Source organism: Salirhabdus sp. Marseille-P4669, assembly GCF_900240405.1.
Lineage (GTDB): Bacteria > Bacillota > Bacilli > Bacillales > Alkalibacillaceae > OEQK01.
On record NZ_OEQK01000009.1, the window covers coordinates 16,517 to 33,811 of the forward strand.

Annotated in this window: 15 protein-coding genes; 13 read left to right on the forward strand and 2 right to left on the reverse strand. The window is 37.5% G+C overall.

All coding sequences use genetic code 11. The features are described 5' to 3' along the window. Positions 1–230 precede the first annotated feature (230 nt). The 5 genes from C1A05_RS15835 (at position 231) to C1A05_RS15855 (ending at position 4,626) form a co-directional block, all read left to right on the forward strand. Complete coding sequence (locus C1A05_RS15835; RefSeq protein ID WP_255398326.1) at positions 231–626, forward strand: alpha/beta hydrolase; 396 nt, start codon at positions 231–233, stop codon at positions 624–626. A 15-nt stretch (positions 627–641) separates the two neighbouring features. Continuing rightward, complete coding sequence (locus C1A05_RS15840) at positions 642–1,400, forward strand: GNAT family N-acetyltransferase (protein WP_102029218.1); 759 nt, start codon at positions 642–644, stop codon at positions 1,398–1,400. 243 nt (positions 1,401–1,643) lie between these two features. After that, on the forward strand, positions 1,644–2,699 hold the full coding sequence (locus C1A05_RS15845; RefSeq protein WP_102029219.1) for a fatty acid desaturase: 1,056 nt from the start codon (positions 1,644–1,646) through the stop codon (positions 2,697–2,699). A gap of 187 nt (positions 2,700–2,886) precedes the next feature. Beyond that, positions 2,887–4,005 (forward strand): sensor histidine kinase, encoded by a 1,119-nt coding sequence (locus tag C1A05_RS15850; RefSeq protein ID WP_102029220.1) that lies wholly within the window; start codon positions 2,887–2,889, stop codon positions 4,003–4,005. 15 nt (positions 4,006–4,020) lie between these two features. Further along, complete coding sequence (locus C1A05_RS15855) at positions 4,021–4,626, forward strand: response regulator transcription factor (protein WP_102029221.1); 606 nt, start codon at positions 4,021–4,023, stop codon at positions 4,624–4,626. Between the two features lie 33 nt (positions 4,627–4,659). Here the strand turns inward: C1A05_RS15855 and C1A05_RS15860 are convergent, their stop codons facing one another. Further along, a complete protein-coding gene (locus C1A05_RS15860; RefSeq protein WP_102029222.1) occupies positions 4,660–5,241 on the reverse strand; it encodes a TetR/AcrR family transcriptional regulator in 582 nt (193 codons plus the stop codon). Positions 5,242–5,393: 152 nt separating this feature from the next. Between C1A05_RS15860 and C1A05_RS15865 the strand changes: the two genes are divergently transcribed. The 8 genes from C1A05_RS15865 (at position 5,394) to C1A05_RS18490 (ending at position 16,686) form a co-directional block, all read left to right on the forward strand. Beyond that, positions 5,394–6,299: an ABC transporter ATP-binding protein gene (locus tag C1A05_RS15865; protein ID WP_102029223.1), complete on the forward strand. Its 906-nt coding sequence runs from the start codon at positions 5,394–5,396 to the stop codon at positions 6,297–6,299. Next, complete coding sequence (locus C1A05_RS15870; RefSeq protein WP_102029224.1) at positions 6,299–7,903, forward strand: ABC transporter permease; 1,605 nt, start codon at positions 6,299–6,301, stop codon at positions 7,901–7,903. Before C1A05_RS15865 ends, C1A05_RS15870 begins: the two co-directional genes overlap by 1 nt. Positions 7,904–8,197: 294 nt before the next feature. Continuing rightward, the gene (locus tag C1A05_RS15875) at positions 8,198–9,496 is read left to right on the forward strand and encodes an extracellular solute-binding protein (RefSeq protein WP_200816516.1); all 1,299 of its coding nucleotides are present in this window, start codon (positions 8,198–8,200) and stop codon (positions 9,494–9,496) included. Positions 9,497–9,651: 155 nt separating this feature from the next. After that, positions 9,652–10,932: a carbohydrate ABC transporter permease gene (locus tag C1A05_RS15880; protein ID WP_102029226.1), complete on the forward strand. Its 1,281-nt coding sequence runs from the start codon at positions 9,652–9,654 to the stop codon at positions 10,930–10,932. Continuing rightward, on the forward strand, positions 10,933–11,775 hold the full coding sequence (locus tag C1A05_RS15885; protein WP_102029227.1) for a sugar ABC transporter permease: 843 nt from the start codon (positions 10,933–10,935) through the stop codon (positions 11,773–11,775). It begins immediately after the preceding gene. Between the two features lie 38 nt (positions 11,776–11,813). Next, positions 11,814–14,162: a glycoside hydrolase family 31 protein gene (locus tag C1A05_RS15890; protein ID WP_102029228.1), complete on the forward strand. Its 2,349-nt coding sequence runs from the start codon at positions 11,814–11,816 to the stop codon at positions 14,160–14,162. Positions 14,163–14,181: 19 nt separating this feature from the next. Continuing rightward, on the forward strand, positions 14,182–15,207 hold the full coding sequence (locus C1A05_RS15895) for a LacI family DNA-binding transcriptional regulator (protein WP_304528553.1): 1,026 nt from the start codon (positions 14,182–14,184) through the stop codon (positions 15,205–15,207). A gap of 171 nt (positions 15,208–15,378) precedes the next feature. Further along, on the forward strand, positions 15,379–16,686 hold the full coding sequence (locus C1A05_RS18490; RefSeq protein WP_102029230.1) for a globin-coupled sensor protein: 1,308 nt from the start codon (positions 15,379–15,381) through the stop codon (positions 16,684–16,686). A gap of 53 nt (positions 16,687–16,739) precedes the next feature. On the opposite strand, the gene C1A05_RS15905 is transcribed toward C1A05_RS18490, so the two are convergent. Next, a complete protein-coding gene (locus C1A05_RS15905; RefSeq protein ID WP_102029231.1) occupies positions 16,740–17,285 on the reverse strand; it encodes a hypothetical protein in 546 nt (181 codons plus the stop codon). Positions 17,286–17,295 lie beyond the last annotated feature (10 nt).

Below are 17,295 nucleotides of genomic sequence, written 5' to 3' on the forward strand. Positions count from 1 at the left end.
TAGTTACACGATAAAAGACATTCTTTATCAACATGAATTATTTGGTCATACTCGTTTTATGCTCCAAACGGATATTGGGGCAATGCCATTTACAAAAATCGCAAAAACAATTGAGCTCCTTGCTGTTAAGGTTGCGCCAATATTACGCAAAGAGACAAGGAAATAGGAAAGTAAACTGTTTAATTCGGTAGTGGACAAGATGGCCACATCGAACAGTTTTCGATGGAATCATTAATGAGCTCACAGATTTTATAGACGAAGCCTGTGAGGCATACCCTGTTGATCAAGATAATATGTTTTTGCTCGGTTTTAGCCAAGGAGCAATCCTTTCCATGACGCTTGGATTATCGCTAGGAAGTCGCGTTAAAGGAGTTGCTGCACTCAGTGGATATATACCGGATTTCGTAAAAAGAGAATATACCATTCAAGATGTACAAAATGTATCCTTCTTTATTTCGCACGGGGAGACAGATCATGTCTTGCCTTTTGAATGGGGAAAAGAGAATGCGAGCTTTTTACAGGAACAGGGTGCATCTGTCACATTTCAACATTATCCTGTAGGACATACCGTTTCTTTACAAAATCTCCATGACTTAGTAAACTGGATGAAAAATCATATTATGTAAATTGAGGGGAAAACAATGAACGGCATTACATTTCGTAACATTTATAAACAAGGGAAAGTCGTTGCTGAGAATGAACGGTACCGTCATGTACATTTTTCCGATTTTCTATTACTCTATGACGGGAACTTCATAGAATTTAAAACAATTCCTTCCGTAGAGGAGTTCCAAAAGGTAGCAGCATACTTGCGTGACTATCACCTTCGTAATGGGCAGAACCATGTGAAGTTTTATTTGCCAGAAAATGTAGCGCCGTCTAGTGAGTTGGTAGAATACTTTCAGAAAGCGGAATATGATTCGGGCTTTCTTGAGTTGTATGGGATAAGACCACATGAGTTTCCTCGTATCGAGCATAACGAGGATATCCGTGTTCAAAGAGTTACAAAAGCGAACTTTAATCAATATCTTGCACTCCAGTATGATCAAGACCTTGCTTATGGGGAAGCATTTGCAAATCGAAAAGTAGATATTCATAAAGAGAACTACTCAAAAGACAAAGTCATACAGATTCTAGCATTCTATAAGGGAGAACCGGCTGGAGCAGTCGATTCGATTGTAAACGATGATACAGTTGAAATAGACGGGTTGTTTACAATAGAATTATACCGAAATAAGGGGATTGCTAGTAGATTGCAACAATTTGTCATGGAGCAATTTAAGGATAAAACGGTTATCCTAGTTGCGGATGGTGAAGATACCCCACGCGACATGTATCAGAAACAAAATTATTCTTATTTAGGATTTCAATATGAAGTGTTAAAAATCTATCCTAATTAAAGAAGCTTAGGAAGTCGTCATTCTGTTATAGATTGACGATTTTTTTGTTCGGGAAATTTGATCCCCCCGAACAATATTGTTGTCATGAGAAGCTGTGGCCAAGCTTCATCGCGTAACCCCTAAGATAATCAATGTGGTTTGGTAACATGACATTTGTCATGAAAAATTTGTGACGTTTATGACTTATAAAATAATCTGTTTTTTTCTATTATAAAATTAGAAGGATTTATCGAGGAGGACATTATGAGTAGAAAAAAACAAGCGGAATTGAGAAAAAATGTAAAGCCGTATGAAAAGTCTGATCTAAAAGCCAGCATTATGCAACTTGTAAATACAATACCACCATTCTTTTTAATTTGGTATTTAGCATACGAAAGCCTATCTATAAGTATTTGGTTATCCTTAGCATTATCGGTAATAGCTGCCCTGTTTTTAGTAAGAGTTTTTATCATCTTCCATGACTGTACACATCAATCCTTTTTTAAAAATAACAAAGCAAATCGAATTTTAGGAACATTTACTGGAATACTTACACACTTTGCGTTTGCAAAATGGAAAAGAAGTCATGCGATTCACCATGCTACAAGTGGAAACTTAGATAAGCGTGGCACAGGTGATGTATGGGTAATGACCTTGGAAGAATATAAAGAAGCGAGCTTTTGGGGACGTTTAGGATACCGACTATATCGTAATCCAATAATTATGTTTGGTTTTGGACCACTTTATTTATTTCTAATTTCAAATCGCTTTAATCGTAAAGGTGCAAAACGAAAAGAAAGATGGAATACGTATTTTATTAATGTATCCATTGTAGCAATATACGCATTATTAATTTGGGCGATCGGCTGGCAGGCGTTTCTTATTGTGCAATTGCCAATACTATTTGTTGCAGGCGCCCTAGGAATTTGGTTGTTTTATGTACAGCACCAATTTGAAGATTCCTATTTTGAAAATGAAGACGAATGGGACTATGTGAAAGCAGCTGTAGATGGTAGTTCCTATTATCAGCTTCCAAAGCTTTTCCAATGGCTCACTGGGAATATTGGTTATCACCATGTGCATCACTTAAGTCCGATGGTACCAAATTATAATTTGGAAAGGGCACACGAATCAACACCACCATTACAAAAAGCAACAACCATTACGCTGTTAACTAGTTTAGAGTCCATCCGATTCCGGCTTTACGATGAGGAACATAAAACATTTGTAACGTTTAAAGAGGCGAAAAAGATACTAGCGGATTCGAAAAAGGAAAAAATGACATTAAGCCATAAGCATCCCCAATTACAGGAGAAGTAATTGTAGAAAAGACGGAAACAAATTAAAGAAAATCCAAACCTCTTCCAGCAGTATTTGTGTAGGTTTGGATTTTCTTTGTTATGGAAATGGGAGTTAGAATGAACTGGATTACCTTATCATCAGGTATAAAGAAACTACACTTTATCTGGTATACTTTATGAAAAAGACAGTAATCTTGGAGGTTTTCATGAAAAATTGGTATCAAATTATACCGAAGAGTACGGTACTTAGTATTTATGTGTGGATTATTTTTTGTATTTTGCCGTTTTACTTTATTTTCCGTTCATCCTCTACATCTGCACTAATATACGGTATTTGTATGGTCTTGGTGTTTTTTATTTCGTATCGACTTTCCTTTCTATCTAAAGGCTGGACGTTGTATCTTTGGATTGCGATTCAAATGGGGATTAGTATTGCGATGACCTTATTGATTGGTTATGTTTACTTTGCCCTCTTTTTGGCGTTTTTTATTGGGAATATCCAAAGCAAAGCAGCGTTTATAAGTTTGTATGTTGTACACCTTACAAGTACGATTGCAGCCATCAGTACCGTTGTATTTATCCATCCAGAATTAATACTATCCCAATTCCCTTTTGTCATTGTTTGTGTAATTGGTGTCATTTTATTGCCATTTACAATGTATAATCGTATGAAAAGGGAAATATTAGAAGGTCAGCTGGAGTCTGCCAATAAAAGAATCTCTAGACTTATGATTGTGGAGGAGCGTCAACGAATTGCCCGAGACTTACATGATACGCTTGGTCATAAGCTTTCTTTAATCGGACTAAAAAGTGATTTAGCAGGTAAATTATTAGAAAAAAGCCCCAATCTAGCGAAGAAGGAAATTCAAGACATCCACCAGACGGCAAGGACGGCACTAAAGGAGGTTCGAGAGTTAGTTTCTGATATGCGTGGGGTAAAATTGAAAGAAGAGATACTACATATTCAACAAATTTTAGAAGCGGCGGAAATGGATTATACGATTGAAGGAGACCCTGTTTTAACGGACACCACGTTGCTTGTAGAAAATGTGTTAAGTATGTGCCTGAAAGAATCTGTTACGAATGTAATTAAACATAGTCAAGCAACGAAATGCCATATCTTTATCACGGAATCTTCCAACGAAGTCTTACTTAAAGTAAAGGACAATGGCGTTGGGTTTAAAGCCCAATCGGAAATAGTTGGTGGTCATGGCTTGGAGGGAATGAAGGAGCGTTTGGAATTTGTTAATGGGCACATCGAAATTATCTCAAATAACGGAACGACGATTGTATTACGAGTCCCGAAAGTTGCGGGAACAAATTAATCAGGAGGAATGGATTTGATTCGAATTGTTATTGCAGAGGATCAACGGATGTTGTTAGGTGCTTTAGGCTCTCTATTAGATTTGGAAGACGATATGGAGGTTGTTGGCAAAGCAAGCAACGGGGAAGAAGTGCTCGAGCTTGTGAAGGAAAAGAAGCCAGATGTTTGTATTATGGACATCGAAATGCCGGTGAAAAATGGACTAGATGCTGCTGAACAATTAAAGGATGATCCATGTAAAGTCATTATTTTAACTACCTTTGCGAGAAGTGGTTACTTTCAACGAGCGAGAAATGCAGAGGTGAGTGGTTATTTACTAAAGGATAGTCCTAGTGAGGAATTGGCAAATTCGATTCGAGTTATTATGGATGGCCGTCGAGTATATGCGCCAGAACTTATTGATATGGCATATAGTGGAGAAAATGAAAGTCCATTGACTGAGCGGGAAGAGCAAGTAATTCAGCTTATTGCAGACGGTAAAACAACGAAAGAAATTGCTGGTGAATTACACTTAACAAATGGAACGGTCAGGAATTATGTATCGATTATTTTAGATAAGCTAGGTGTGAGCAATCGAATAGAGGCAATCTCTAGGATAAAAGAAAAGGGATGGCTTAAATAAAAAATTCGTAAACCATCCCTTCATTCTTTCGTCTTACTTTTTTCCAGCGATCCCATAGAAAAATAAATGGGTAAGTTCATTTGTTAAAGGAAATATTTTTTTGGAAACATCTTCTCTTTGCATGTACTCTTTAAACATTTGTAAATATAGAAGAATCGCTTCATTTGAGATGTTTTTATCGATATAGCCATTATCACGCCCTTCATTAAATAAAGTCATTAATTTTGGTAGAGCTTCATTAACATATAGTTTCTCTACATAACTTTGACCAGCGCTATAGTCTCTCATAAAATCCTCATAAAACTTATTCGTCATTTCTTGTGTTGCTTCACTTTTGGTGAAGGCTGTTTTTTTTATTTTTTCATGAAATGGAAGGTCACTATCTAAAATCTTTCTTTGTTCCTCCCATATTTGATCTACATAATATTTGAATACTTCCTTAACTAGGGAGTCCTTACTTTCAAAATAATTATAAATCGTAACTTGAGACACATTGGCTTTCTTTGCGATTTCGGCAACAGATACCTTTTGTGTTCCAAAATCCATAAATAATGAAAGTGCAGCTTCTAATATGCTCATTTTCTTTTGTTCTCTTCGACGTTCAAAACCATCCATTTTTTCCACCTCAACCTCATTTTAATAAAATTTATGAAATAAAACAATTAAATTAGTTCAAAAACTATTGCTTATAATTTACATGTTGTATATTATGAACTGTATAGATTAAAATATTTCAAAACTTAATGGTTTTAGGGAGGGATTGGAGTATGTCAGTGCTTAAGGCTACGAATGTAACAAAAAGATTTGGTGATTTTGTTGCATTAAACGGTGTAGACTTGGAAGTGAATCAAGGTGAAATATACGGTTTTATTGGACCCAATGGAGCAGGGAAATCCACTACAATTCGCATTCTTCTTGGTATTTTAAAAGCAACAAGTGGGGATGCAAAAATCTTCGGGTTAGACGTTTGGAAGGATGCAGTTGAAATTCATAAACGACTTGCCTATGTTCCAGGCGATGTGAATCTATGGCCTAACCTAACAGGTGGTGAAGTTATCGATTTATTTGTTAAATTACGGGGTGGAAATAATAAAAATAAACGAGAAGAGCTAATTGAAAAGTTTGATTTAGATCCAACGAAAAAGTGTGGTACGTACTCGAAGGGAAATAGACAAAAGGTAGCTTTAGTGTCCGCATTTGCTTCTGATGCAGATTTATATATTTTAGATGAACCGACATCAGGTTTAGATCCTCTAATGGAAAACGTTTTTCAACAATGTGTAACGGAAGCGAAACAGGAAGGGAAAAGCATTTTACTTTCCAGTCATATTCTTTCCGAGGTAGAGAAGCTATGTGATCGGGTAGGAATTATTCGGCAAGGTGAAATTATTGAATCCGGAACGTTAAATGAATTGCGTCATTTAACTCGTATGAATCTTTTTGTGGAAACAAGACAGCCTATTACGCGAGTGGCAGAGCTAAACGGGGTTCATAATATAGAAGAAAAAGACAATGGTCTATCCTTTCAAGTGGATACAGAAAGCTTAGATCGTGTCATTCAGCATGTGAGTCAATTTGAGGTAGTGAAGTTAGAAAGTGCACCACCTACTTTAGAGGATTTGTTTATGAGACACTACGAATCTAGTCAATCGGGAGTAGGGGGTAGAGACTAATGGCGAAGGATTCCTACGAAAGTACAGGGAGGCTCGTCAGATTTATACTAAGGCGAGATCGTATTCGCATCCTTGTTTGGATACTTTCCATTGCGCTTGTAACATTTGCTACTGCCTTCGCATTTGGTGATTTATATCAAACAGAGGGTGAACGAGAAGCTATTGCAATGACCATGAAAAATCCTGCGATGGAAGCGATGCTTGGACCAGCATATGGAATAGACAATTTAACAATTGGCTCCATGATGGCTCACGAAATGTTGCTATTTACAGCTGTAGCGGTTGGGATTATGAGCATTTTGCTCGTTATTCGTCATACGAGATTGGATGAGGAGGAAGGACGAACAGAAATGATTCGTGCTCTTCCAGCGGGTCGGTTATCCAATTTAACATCGACAATCATCGTACTAATTGGAGTCAACCTCCTTTTAGCGTTAGTAATAGGCTTTGGATTGTATGCATTTCAGATTGAAAGTATGGATTTTCAAGGGTCCCTTTTATATGGACTGACAATTGGTTGTGCGGGTATCATGTTTACAGCTCTTACTGCCATCTTTGCGCAAATTACGAATAGTTCTCGTGGAGCAATGAGTTTTTCTTTTGCAACGCTCATTATTACCTATCTTGTTCGGGCAATCGGTGACATAAGTAATGAAACCTTATCCTTACTATCCCCACTAGGTTGGATATTAAGAACAGAGGTTTATGTTGCTAATTATTGGTGGCCAGTATGGTTATCCATTGGAGTCTCCGTTCTATTCATTTTCCTAGCTTTCTATTTAAATAGTATTCGAGACCTTGGTGTTGGTCTATTACCAGCAAAGTCTGGGAAAAGTCATGCTTCTCGACTATTGCTAAGTCCTTTAGGGTTAGCACTACGAATTCAGCGAACAGCAATCATTTCGTGGGCAATTGGGATGTTTCTATTAGGTGCATCTTACGGGTCGATTCTTGGAGAAATGGAAATGTTTATGGAAGAAGTAGAGATCATCAAGCAGATGCTATCGGCTATGACTGGCGTTTCCATCACGGATCAATTTATTGCGATGATTATGAGTATTATGTCGATGTTAGCTACTGTTCCTCCGATTGTGTTTTTATATAAGCTGAAGGGAGAAGAAAAAAGAAATCGCACTGAGCATCTATTAAGTAGAGTGGTTTCCCGTTATAAACTACTAGGAAGCTATGTAGTAGTATCTGTAATTGCTGGTTTTTTGATGCTTTCACTTACAGCAATTGGATTGTGGGCTGCTGGTGATGCAGCAGTAGAAGGTGGTTTATCCTTTTGGGACACCTATCAAGCAGGGATTATCTATTTTCCTGCGATGGCCATGATGATAGGTCTAGGAGTCTTATTTTTAGGTGTTTTACCTAAATGGACCGGTTTCACTTGGATTTATTTAACATTTACCTTTTTTGTTGTTTATTTAGGGGAGTTGTTGAAGTTTCCGGACTGGGTAAGTAATATGTCTCCTTTCCATCACATTCCGCAAATGCCAATGGAGGATATAAACTATACTCATATATCCATTATGCTAGTTATTGCATTTGTGTTATGCATTGTTGGTTTTATCGGTTATCGAAAACGTGATGTAGAAGGTTAGGAAGAAAAAAGGAATGATAGCTTCGAGCTATCATTCCTTTTTTAAAAATGCTTAGAGTAATCCAATTGCATTATTGATTTTTTACTGCTTGCACATTTATACAAACGTTTGCACTAATTTATATTGATTGTACGAGTGAAAACTATCATATCGTTTTTTGAAATAATATAAGTATATCTTTAATTTAATAACCTATTAATATTTGAAAACGCTTGCATTATTTTAAGGTGCGTGTATAATATGAATTGTAGTTTGTGCAAACGTTTTCGCAAATTTAAAAAGGGGTGGTCTAATTTGAAAAAGAAAATTGGATTGTTGTTTGTATTCGTACTTATGCTTTCTGTTTTTGTTGCTTGTGGTCCAGATGATGAGGATGAGGCAACAACAGACGAAGCTACAACAGAAAATAATGACACCACAGAAGACAATGGTGAAACAAATACAGAAGCAGAAAAACCAAAAAAACTGATTGTGTGGGAAGACCAGGATAAAGGTGTAGCGTTAGAGGATGCTGCTAAAAAGTTTGAAGAAGAGCATGGAATAAAAATTGAGTTTGTGGAGTACAACATTACCAAAATGCAGGAGAACATGGCTTTAGACGGAAATACAGAAAATGCTCCAGATGTTGTTACGATGTCTCATGATGGTGTAGGTCCTTCCGTAGTAAAGGGGTATATTGCACCTATTGAAGTAAGCGACGATGTGCAAAGCCAATATACAGAATCATCTGTTGAAGCATTGATGTATGAAGGAAAGCTTTATGGTTTGCCAAAAGCAACGGAAACGCCAGTGTTTATTTATAACAAGGATTTACTTCCAGAGGTTCCGGAAACAATGGAAGAGATTTATACATTATCTCAAGAGGCTACTAGTGGGGATAACTATGGTTTCTTAGCAATATGGGATGACTTCTATCACGCACATGGTATTTTCCATGGACATGGTGCCTATGTTTTTGGTGACGATGTTTCAGATATTGGCTTGAACAACGATAATGCAGTAGAAGCAATGGAATACATCGGTAATTGGTATGAGGAAGGATTATTCCCAAGTGGTATTATCGGGGAAACCTCTAATGATCAATTAAATGCATTATTTAAAGATGGGAAGGCATTTGCGGTACAAAATGGACCTTGGGCTTTTAAAGACTATCAAGATGCAGGAATTAATGTAGGGTTTGCACCAATGCCTAAGCTACCAAATGGTGAAAATATTGGTACATTCATGGGTGTTAAAGGCTGGTTTGTAACGAACTTTAGTGAGAATAAAGAATGGGCTCAGAAATTTGTTGAGTTTGTATCCAATGAAGAAAATGCGAAGACTCGCTATGAACTAACAGGTGAAATCCCACCATTAGTATCGTTAATTGAAGATCAAGCTTGGGTAAGCGAAAACCAAGGCGCTGCTGCTGTAATGGCGCAATCTCAGTTTGCTGTTGCGATGCCATCTGTACCAGAAATGGCAGAGGTATGGGATCCAATGAAAAAGGCCGTTCAAACGGTAGCAACTGGTGATGCGGAACCAAAGGATGCATTAAATCAAGCGGTAGAAACCATTCAACAAAACATTGAAATGAACCATAGTGGAAACTAATGGAATGATAGGGTGGTATCTGTATAGATACTGCCCCATTATTACATATGTAAAAGGTTAGCTTTATACTTTTAAGCTATCGAATCGTTTAATGAAGTGACATTGGACCTTATCGGTAGCTTAGGGCTTTTTAATAAGAGAGGAGTCTCTTGTAAATGGATAATCAATACCAAACAAATCACAGAAAAGTCGCAACCCTGTTATCGATTATTCCGGGGTTTGGACAATTTTATAATCGCCAGTTTCTAAAAGGAGCGTTTTTTTTCCTTTTAGGTGTTTCGTTTATCTATACATTTTGGGATTTTCTAGATATAGGTTTATGGGGGATTGTAACGTTAGGTGAGAAGCTGCCACGAGACAATTCCATTTTCTTAATGGTTTATGGCATTATTTCTATTATTCTACTAATACTTGCTGCTATTTTTATGTTCATAAACATGCGTGATGCATATAAAAATGGCAAAAGACGTGATATAGGGAAGCCACTGCATTCCATTCGGGAACAATACCATAACTTAATAGACAATGGATTCCCTTACTTAATGTTGTCTCCAGGTTTCTTTTTATTATTGTTTGTTATCGTTTTACCAATTATTTTTGTAGTTTTATTAGCGTTCACAAACTACGATTTATATCACAATTGGCCTGCAAGTTTAGTAGATTGGGTTGGATTCCAAAATTTCTCCGATCTATTTAAGTTGGAAGCTTGGCGAGATACATTCTTTGGCGTATTTGCGTGGACGTTGATATGGACGTTTGGTGCGACGACATTACAAATTGCATTAGGGATATTTTTGGCTGTATTAGTAAACCAGAAGGATTTAAAGGGGAAAGCGGTAATTAGAACTCTATTAATTCTTCCTTGGGCGGTACCGGCATTTGTATCCATCTTAATATTCTCGGGGATGTTTAATGAATCCTTTGGTGCGATAAACCGGGTTATTCTGGATGCCCTAGGTATTGATGCGATTCCGTGGATGACAGAGGCGGTATGGACACGGTTAGCGCTAATAATGATTCAAACGTGGCTAGGATTCCCGTTTATTTTTGTAATGGTTACTGGTGTTCTACAGTCTATTCCTAGTGAATTATATGAAGCAGCAACAGTTGATGGAGCTAGTGCATTACAAAAGTTTCGCAAAATTACGTTTCCACTCATTATGTATTCCATTGCGCCAATAATAATTACGCAATACACGTTTAACTTTAACAACTTTAATGTCATTTTCTTGTTTAATAGTGGAGGGCCTGCTGTGCCAGGGCAAAACGCGGGTGGAACGGATATTTTGATTTCCTGGATTTACAGTCTAACCATGACCACTCAGAAGTACGGAATGGCAGCTGCTATTACGATGATTATGTCCATTGTCGTCATTGCTGTCGCAATCTGGCAGTTTAGGCGTACAAAATCATTCCAAGAAGAGGATATGATGTAGATGAATATGAAAAGAACAAAAATATGGAGACTAACTGGAACCTATTTCGTGATTTCGTTAATGGCGCTATTTATTATCTATCCACTTGTATGGATATTTGGAGCGTCATTAACTCCAGGTACAAGCTTGTCGTCTTTTAATATTATTCCGAAGAACCCTACATTTGAACATTATAAGCAATTGTTTAATTCAGATGAGAGTCTTTATTTGACCTGGTATTGGAATACAATAAAAATTTGTGTCATTACAATGGTGGCTTCCGTTATTACCGTTAGTCTAATGGCGTATGCTTTTTCAAGATATCGTTTTGTTGGCCGCAAAAATGGTTTAGTTTCCTTTTTGATATTACAAATGATCCCGAACTTTGCGGCGTTAATTGCCATTTTTGTTTTAGCAAATGTAACAGGGCTAGTTAACACACATTTAGGCCTAATATTAATTTACATTGGCGGTAGTATCCCCATGAATACTTGGTTAATGAAAGGGTATTTGGACTCTATTCCAAAAGAATTGGATGAGAGTGCCAGAATGGACGGCGCAGGACATTTCCGGATTTTTTGGCAAATCATTATGCCGTTATCGAAACCGATGATTGCAGTAGTTGCGGTATTTACATTTATTACCCCTTTTACAGATTTTATTTTAGCTAAGGTTTTACTACGCCAGCCGGAACAGTATACGCTTGCTGTTGGGTTATACGAGATGGTTTCCCGCCAATACGGCAGTGAATTTACTTTATTTGCCGCAGGAAGTATTTTAATAGCTATCCCAATTGCGATCTTGTTTATTTCCTTACAAAAATATTTCATTTCTGGTTTAACTGCAGGTGGAATTAAAGGTTAATAATAGTATTCCCCTCACCAGTAGAAGGAGCGTCGATTATGTTAGAAGATACAAGTTTTGCCATACACCCTGGTAAGGAAAAGGATACAAATACAACCCCTTACAAGAGGATTGGAACATTACAAGCATACAAAGAGGCAAAAGATACGTACTTATTTGAATGTACGAAAGGTCATGTAGCAATCAAATTTTATACCGATTCAATCGTTCGTATTGTGATGAACCCATTTTCACAACCAAAGCTAGATGCTTCAAAGGCTGTTGTTGCTGAAGGGAACTCTGTGGAAGTTAAGGTCAAAGATCAAGACCAAGCCGTAAGCTTATTATCAAAGCATTTAATCGTAACAATTGAGAAAGAGACTTTTTCTATATTGATACAAGATGATAAGGGTCATGTTTTGTTAGACGAAGGCAATAGGGGAATGGGCTTTAAGCCAACAGGTGAAGTGATTACATATAAAAAAATGGATAAAGATGATCATTTTTATGGTTTTGGGGAAAAGACTGGATTTCTAGATAAACGAGGAGAAAGATACGAAATGTGGAATTCAGATGTTTATATTCCACATAATCCGGAAACAGATCCGCTTTATGTATCCATTCCGTACTTTATGACACTTCGAAATGGGCGTAGCCATGGTGTGTTTTTTGATAATACCTTTCGAACAATCTTTGACATGAAGTCGGAGCTTGATTATTATTCCTTTGAAGCGGAAGGCGGACAGTTAGATTACTATGTGATGGCTGGTCCTGAACCAAAGCAAGTATTGGAACAATATACGTATTTAACTGGTCGAATGCCATTGCCACCAAAATGGTCTCTTGGCTATCACCAATCTCGTTATAGCTATGAAACGGAAGCGGAAGTACGTGAGATTGCGCAAAATTTCATCGATCGTGATATTCCATTGGATGTTCTTTATTTGGATATTCATTATATGAATGGTTACCGAGTATTTACATTTGATGAAGAGCGTTTTCCCGATCCGAAAAAATTAATCCAAGACTTAAAACAAATGGGTATTCGAATTGTTCCGATCGTAGACCCAGGCGTGAAGAAGGATCCGGAGTACTACGTTTATCAGGAAGGAATTAATCAAGATCAGTTCTGTAAATATATTGAAGGAAACATTTACCATGGTGAAGTCTGGCCTGGTATTAGTGCATTCCCTGACTTTACGGATGAGAAGGCAAGAAAGTGGTGGGGCGACAAACATCAGTTTTATACAGATTTAGGTATTGAAGGTATATGGAATGATATGAATGAGCCTGCTGTTTTTAATGAAACAAAAACAATGGATGTTGAAGTGATGCACCGAAATGATGGAGAGCCAACTACACATCGAGAATTGCATAATGTTTATGGCTTTTTAATGGGTAAAGCAACGTATGAGGGATTAAAACACCAGTTAAATGGGAAACGACCATTTTTATTAACAAGAGCAGCATTTTCTGGAGTACAACGTTATGCTGCCGTCTGGACTGGTGACAATCGTAGCTTCTGGGAACATTTGCAAATGACGTTGCCTATGGTAATGAATCTAGGTCTATCAGGTGTACCTTTAGTTGGTCCTGATGTAGGCGGATTTGCACATGATACAAATGGAGAGCTATTAGTTCGCTGGACACAAGTTGGAGCTTTTACACCATACTTTCGAAATCATTCTGCTATTGGAACTTTATATCAGGAGCCATGGCGTTTTGGTGAAGAGAATGAATCGATTATGCGAAAGTATATTCAGATGCGTTATAAATGGATGCCTCATTTATACAAGGTATTTCAAGAAGCTACGAAAAAAGGCTTACCAGTTATGCGACCTTTATTTATGGAATTTCCAAAAGATGAAAAAACATATAACATCAACGATCAATTTATGATTGGAGATAATGTGCTAATTGCCCCTATATTAGCTCCTTCAGTAACGGATCGGGCGGTTTACTTCCCTGAGGGAGATTGGATTGAAATGGAAACCGGTAACGTATACGCAGGCGAACAAGTACACTTGGTACATGCGGAATTGGATTATATGCCGATATTTGTCAAAAGGGGAACGGCTATTTTTCAAGGGGAAATACAGTCCCGCCAAAATAAATCTCCGAAACAGGTGGAGATGCATATTTTTGCAAGCCCAGAAGAACATTGGTATGAAGCTACCTACTATGATGATGATGGGGAAACATTTGCATATGAAAATGGAGAGTACTTGGAGTTGAAGCTGAAGGTCGTACACTCAACTGAAACGATAACCATAACAACATTAGAGCATAATGGCGATTACAAACCAGATTATGTGGAAATCCCAATCGTTATCCATCACTTAAGTAAGCATCAAACTGTTATAATGAATGGAGAAGAAATAAATGGCCGTGCAGTTTTAACATTATAATAACTTTCAATAATTGAGGATGAAAAATATGGTAACAATTAAAGATGTAGCGAAAAAAGCAGGTGTTTCACCGTCCACTGTTTCTAGAGTAATTGCGGACAGTTCTAGAATTAGTCAGGACACGAAGAAAAAAGTAAGAAAAGCAATGTCTGCTCTAGGATATCATCCCAATATCAACGCTAGAAATCTAGTTGCTAAAAAAACAAAAGCTATCGGTGTTATCATGCCATCCTCAGCGGATAAGGCTTTGCAAAATCCCTTTTTCCCAGAAATTTTGAGAGGAATTGGTTCTGTAGCCCATGAGATGGAATACTCGATAACATTATCTACGGGTATTACAGAAAGTGAGATTCTTAATGAAGTAAAGCGGATGGTATATGGTAGTTATGTTGATGGAGTCATCTTACTGTACTCAAAGGTAGATGACCCTGTCATGATGTTTTTATATGAACAGAATTTTCCCTTTGTCGTAGTCGGGAAACCACATAAACAAATTAATGAAGTAACTCATGTGGATAATGATAATGTAGCAGCGGGTCATCAAATCACAAAGCATTTAATTGACCTAGGTCATGAGCGAATTGCATTTATAGGAGGTTTTCTTGACCTATTTGTAACGAGAGATCGTGTGGAAGGCTATGAAGCAGCGATGAAGGAAGCAGGACTTCCATGTCCTAGTTCTTATAAAATCCATACCGAGTTTTTGAAATCGGGCGGAAGAGAAGCGGTTGAATTTTTGTTATCTTTAGAAACGCCACCTACTGGATTAGTGGTAAGTGATGATATTATGAGTTTGGGTGTGTTAAGTCGATTAGAGGAATTTGGTGTTTCGGTACCAAAGGATATCTCTTTAGTTAGCTTCAATAATGTATACTTATCCGAAATAACGAAGCCATCCTTAACAACTGTAGACATTCAAATCTATGACCTCGGCGCATACTCAGCCAAAGCACTCATCGAAAAAACAACAAATAAAGCAGAACCAGAAAAACGAATTATTATACCCCACTCCATCGTCTACCGCGAAAGCAGCGCCCGTAGGTAGGGGTGTTTTTTGGGTGCCTGTCACTCCCCGAGTTTTGTCATATTATGTCGAACAAAAAACTAGAACCTTTGGTGTTCTAGTTTTTTTATTTTGCTAAATTAGTAAAGTTTCTTGATTATCCAGGAAATGAACCGATATTAACTATATCAACACCATGGAGGTTACCGTTATATGAGTATTTTTAAAAAGAAAGTAAAAGCAACTACCAAGCAGTCCTTACAAGATTTAGCCGCTAATACGAAGCCAGTTGTGCAAGTAAATCCTGATTCAGATTTGGCGATGCAATTGAAAATGCTAGATTTAACTGTCGAGGACTTTGCGATTGCACAAGCATTAAAGCCAATGGTAGAGCAATACAGTAAGCCAATTATTGATGGCTTTTATGATAATCTAAGGCATAATAAAGACCTTATTACCATTATTGAAAAAAATAGTTCCTTTGAAAAATTAAAGAAAACCTTGATGAGACACATTGTTGAAATGTTTTCTGGAGTAATGAATGAAGCATTTATGGAAAGAAGAAAAAAGATTGCATTTGTACATGTAATGATTGGACTTACTCAAAAGTGGTACATTGCGTCCTTTCAAAAGTTATTTGATGGATTAGTAGGTTTAATTTTAGAGCATTTTACGGATGCAAATGACCGTATTCTTGCTATAAGAGTTGTGAATAAGCTGTTAAATTTAGAACAACAAGTAGTATTGGAAGCGTATGATGATGAAATCAGTAGACTAAAGGACCAAGAGCTACAGAACAAATTAGAAATAAGAAAATCCTTAGAATCTACCTCTTCTGAACTTGCAGCGGTAGTGGAAGAAAATACGGTATCCATTGAGGAAATGACGAAGCAAATGGATGGGATTATTTCCTATTCGAAATCAGGTACACAACTAACAGAAGAGGCAATGGGTACTGCAGAGCAAGGAGAAGCACAATTAAAAAGAATGAGCGAATCCTTAGAAAACATGCAGGATAGTACGGAACAAGTAAGCGAAGATATGGGGAGTCTAGAAACAACATCAACAGAAATTAAAGCAATAGTAGAAATCGTGAAGTCGATAGCAGAGCAAACGAATTTACTTGCTTTAAATGCATCAATTGAAGCAGCTCGTGCTGGTGAACACGGTCGAGGCTTTGCGGTTGTTGCGGATGAGGTTCGCAAATTAGCGGAACAAACAGGCGCCTCCGTATCAGACGTAACAAGACTTGTAAATCAGACAAATGATCAAATTCATAATAGTTCAGCCTCACTACAACAAACGAGAAATATCCTGGTGAAATTAAAAGAGCAAATGGGGCAAACAGAAGAATCATTCCAAATGGTACATCAAATGATGAAAACCACAAAAGAAAGTAATCGAAAGATAGAAGATGACCTAGAAGCATTCGGAAAATCCATCCATGAAATGGAGCAGTCCGCAATAACCATCTCCAGCTCAGCGGAAGAACTCAAAATGCTAATGAGAGAAGGGGAATAGGTGCCTGTCACTCCCCGAAATTTGTCGAATTATAGAACGAGGTGTCCGGTAGCTTACCGGACACCTCGTTCTTTCGTTGGCCAAATAAAATGGGAAATGGAAATAAGAAGGTCAATTCCTAACACAAGGGACCACAATCTAGCTGCATTCAATAAAGCTTCTGTTCTAGAATGGTCGTCAATGACAATTGTTAAAATGAGAAGCATTCCTGCGCCAATAGCATATGCAACTAGGTGTCTCAGCCAACCCTTGAAATAATGCTTTGCATGCTCTATGCCAAATTTTTTCGAAGGTTTTGACCCCGTCTTTGTAACGTAATACGTAAAACGTTCGTCTGCCCACCGAATCATACTTTTACCGAAAGCAATAGATACTCCGATGTAAACCGCCGCAATAGCATGTGTCAATGTAGCGGTAGCGCCGTTGTATAAGTCAATACTTGTTGTAATTAGCAGAACAAGGTCTATAAGAGGGGTTAATGCTAGGAAAAACAGTCCCAGCCCCTCTTTTTTAAGCATGTATCTTGTCACAAGTCCTAAACTAATTACAATCCAAAATCCAATTTCACTTGCCACAATCATCCAAGCTACGAAATTCACACTTATCACC

Coding starts and splice junctions, on each gene's coding strand:
- C1A05_RS15840 (WP_102029218.1), top strand. CDS start 642: ATGAACGGCATTACATTTCGTAACATTTATAAACAAGGGAAAGTCGTT.
- C1A05_RS15845 (WP_102029219.1), top strand. CDS start 1,644: ATGAGTAGAAAAAAACAAGCGGAATTGAGAAAAAATGTAAAGCCGTAT.
- C1A05_RS15850 (WP_102029220.1), top strand. CDS start 2,887: ATGAAAAATTGGTATCAAATTATACCGAAGAGTACGGTACTTAGTATT.
- C1A05_RS15860 (WP_102029222.1), bottom strand. CDS start 5,241: ATGGATGGTTTTGAACGTCGAAGAGAACAAAAGAAAATGAGCATATTA.
- C1A05_RS15865 (WP_102029223.1), top strand. CDS start 5,394: ATGTCAGTGCTTAAGGCTACGAATGTAACAAAAAGATTTGGTGATTTT.
- C1A05_RS15870 (WP_102029224.1), top strand. CDS start 6,299: ATGGCGAAGGATTCCTACGAAAGTACAGGGAGGCTCGTCAGATTTATA.
- C1A05_RS15880 (WP_102029226.1), top strand. CDS start 9,652: ATGGATAATCAATACCAAACAAATCACAGAAAAGTCGCAACCCTGTTA.
- C1A05_RS15885 (WP_102029227.1), top strand. CDS start 10,933: ATGAATATGAAAAGAACAAAAATATGGAGACTAACTGGAACCTATTTC.
- C1A05_RS15890 (WP_102029228.1), top strand. CDS start 11,814: ATGTTAGAAGATACAAGTTTTGCCATACACCCTGGTAAGGAAAAGGAT.
- C1A05_RS15895 (WP_304528553.1), top strand. CDS start 14,182: ATGAAAAATATGGTAACAATTAAAGATGTAGCGAAAAAAGCAGGTGTT.
- C1A05_RS18490 (WP_102029230.1), top strand. CDS start 15,379: ATGAGTATTTTTAAAAAGAAAGTAAAAGCAACTACCAAGCAGTCCTTA.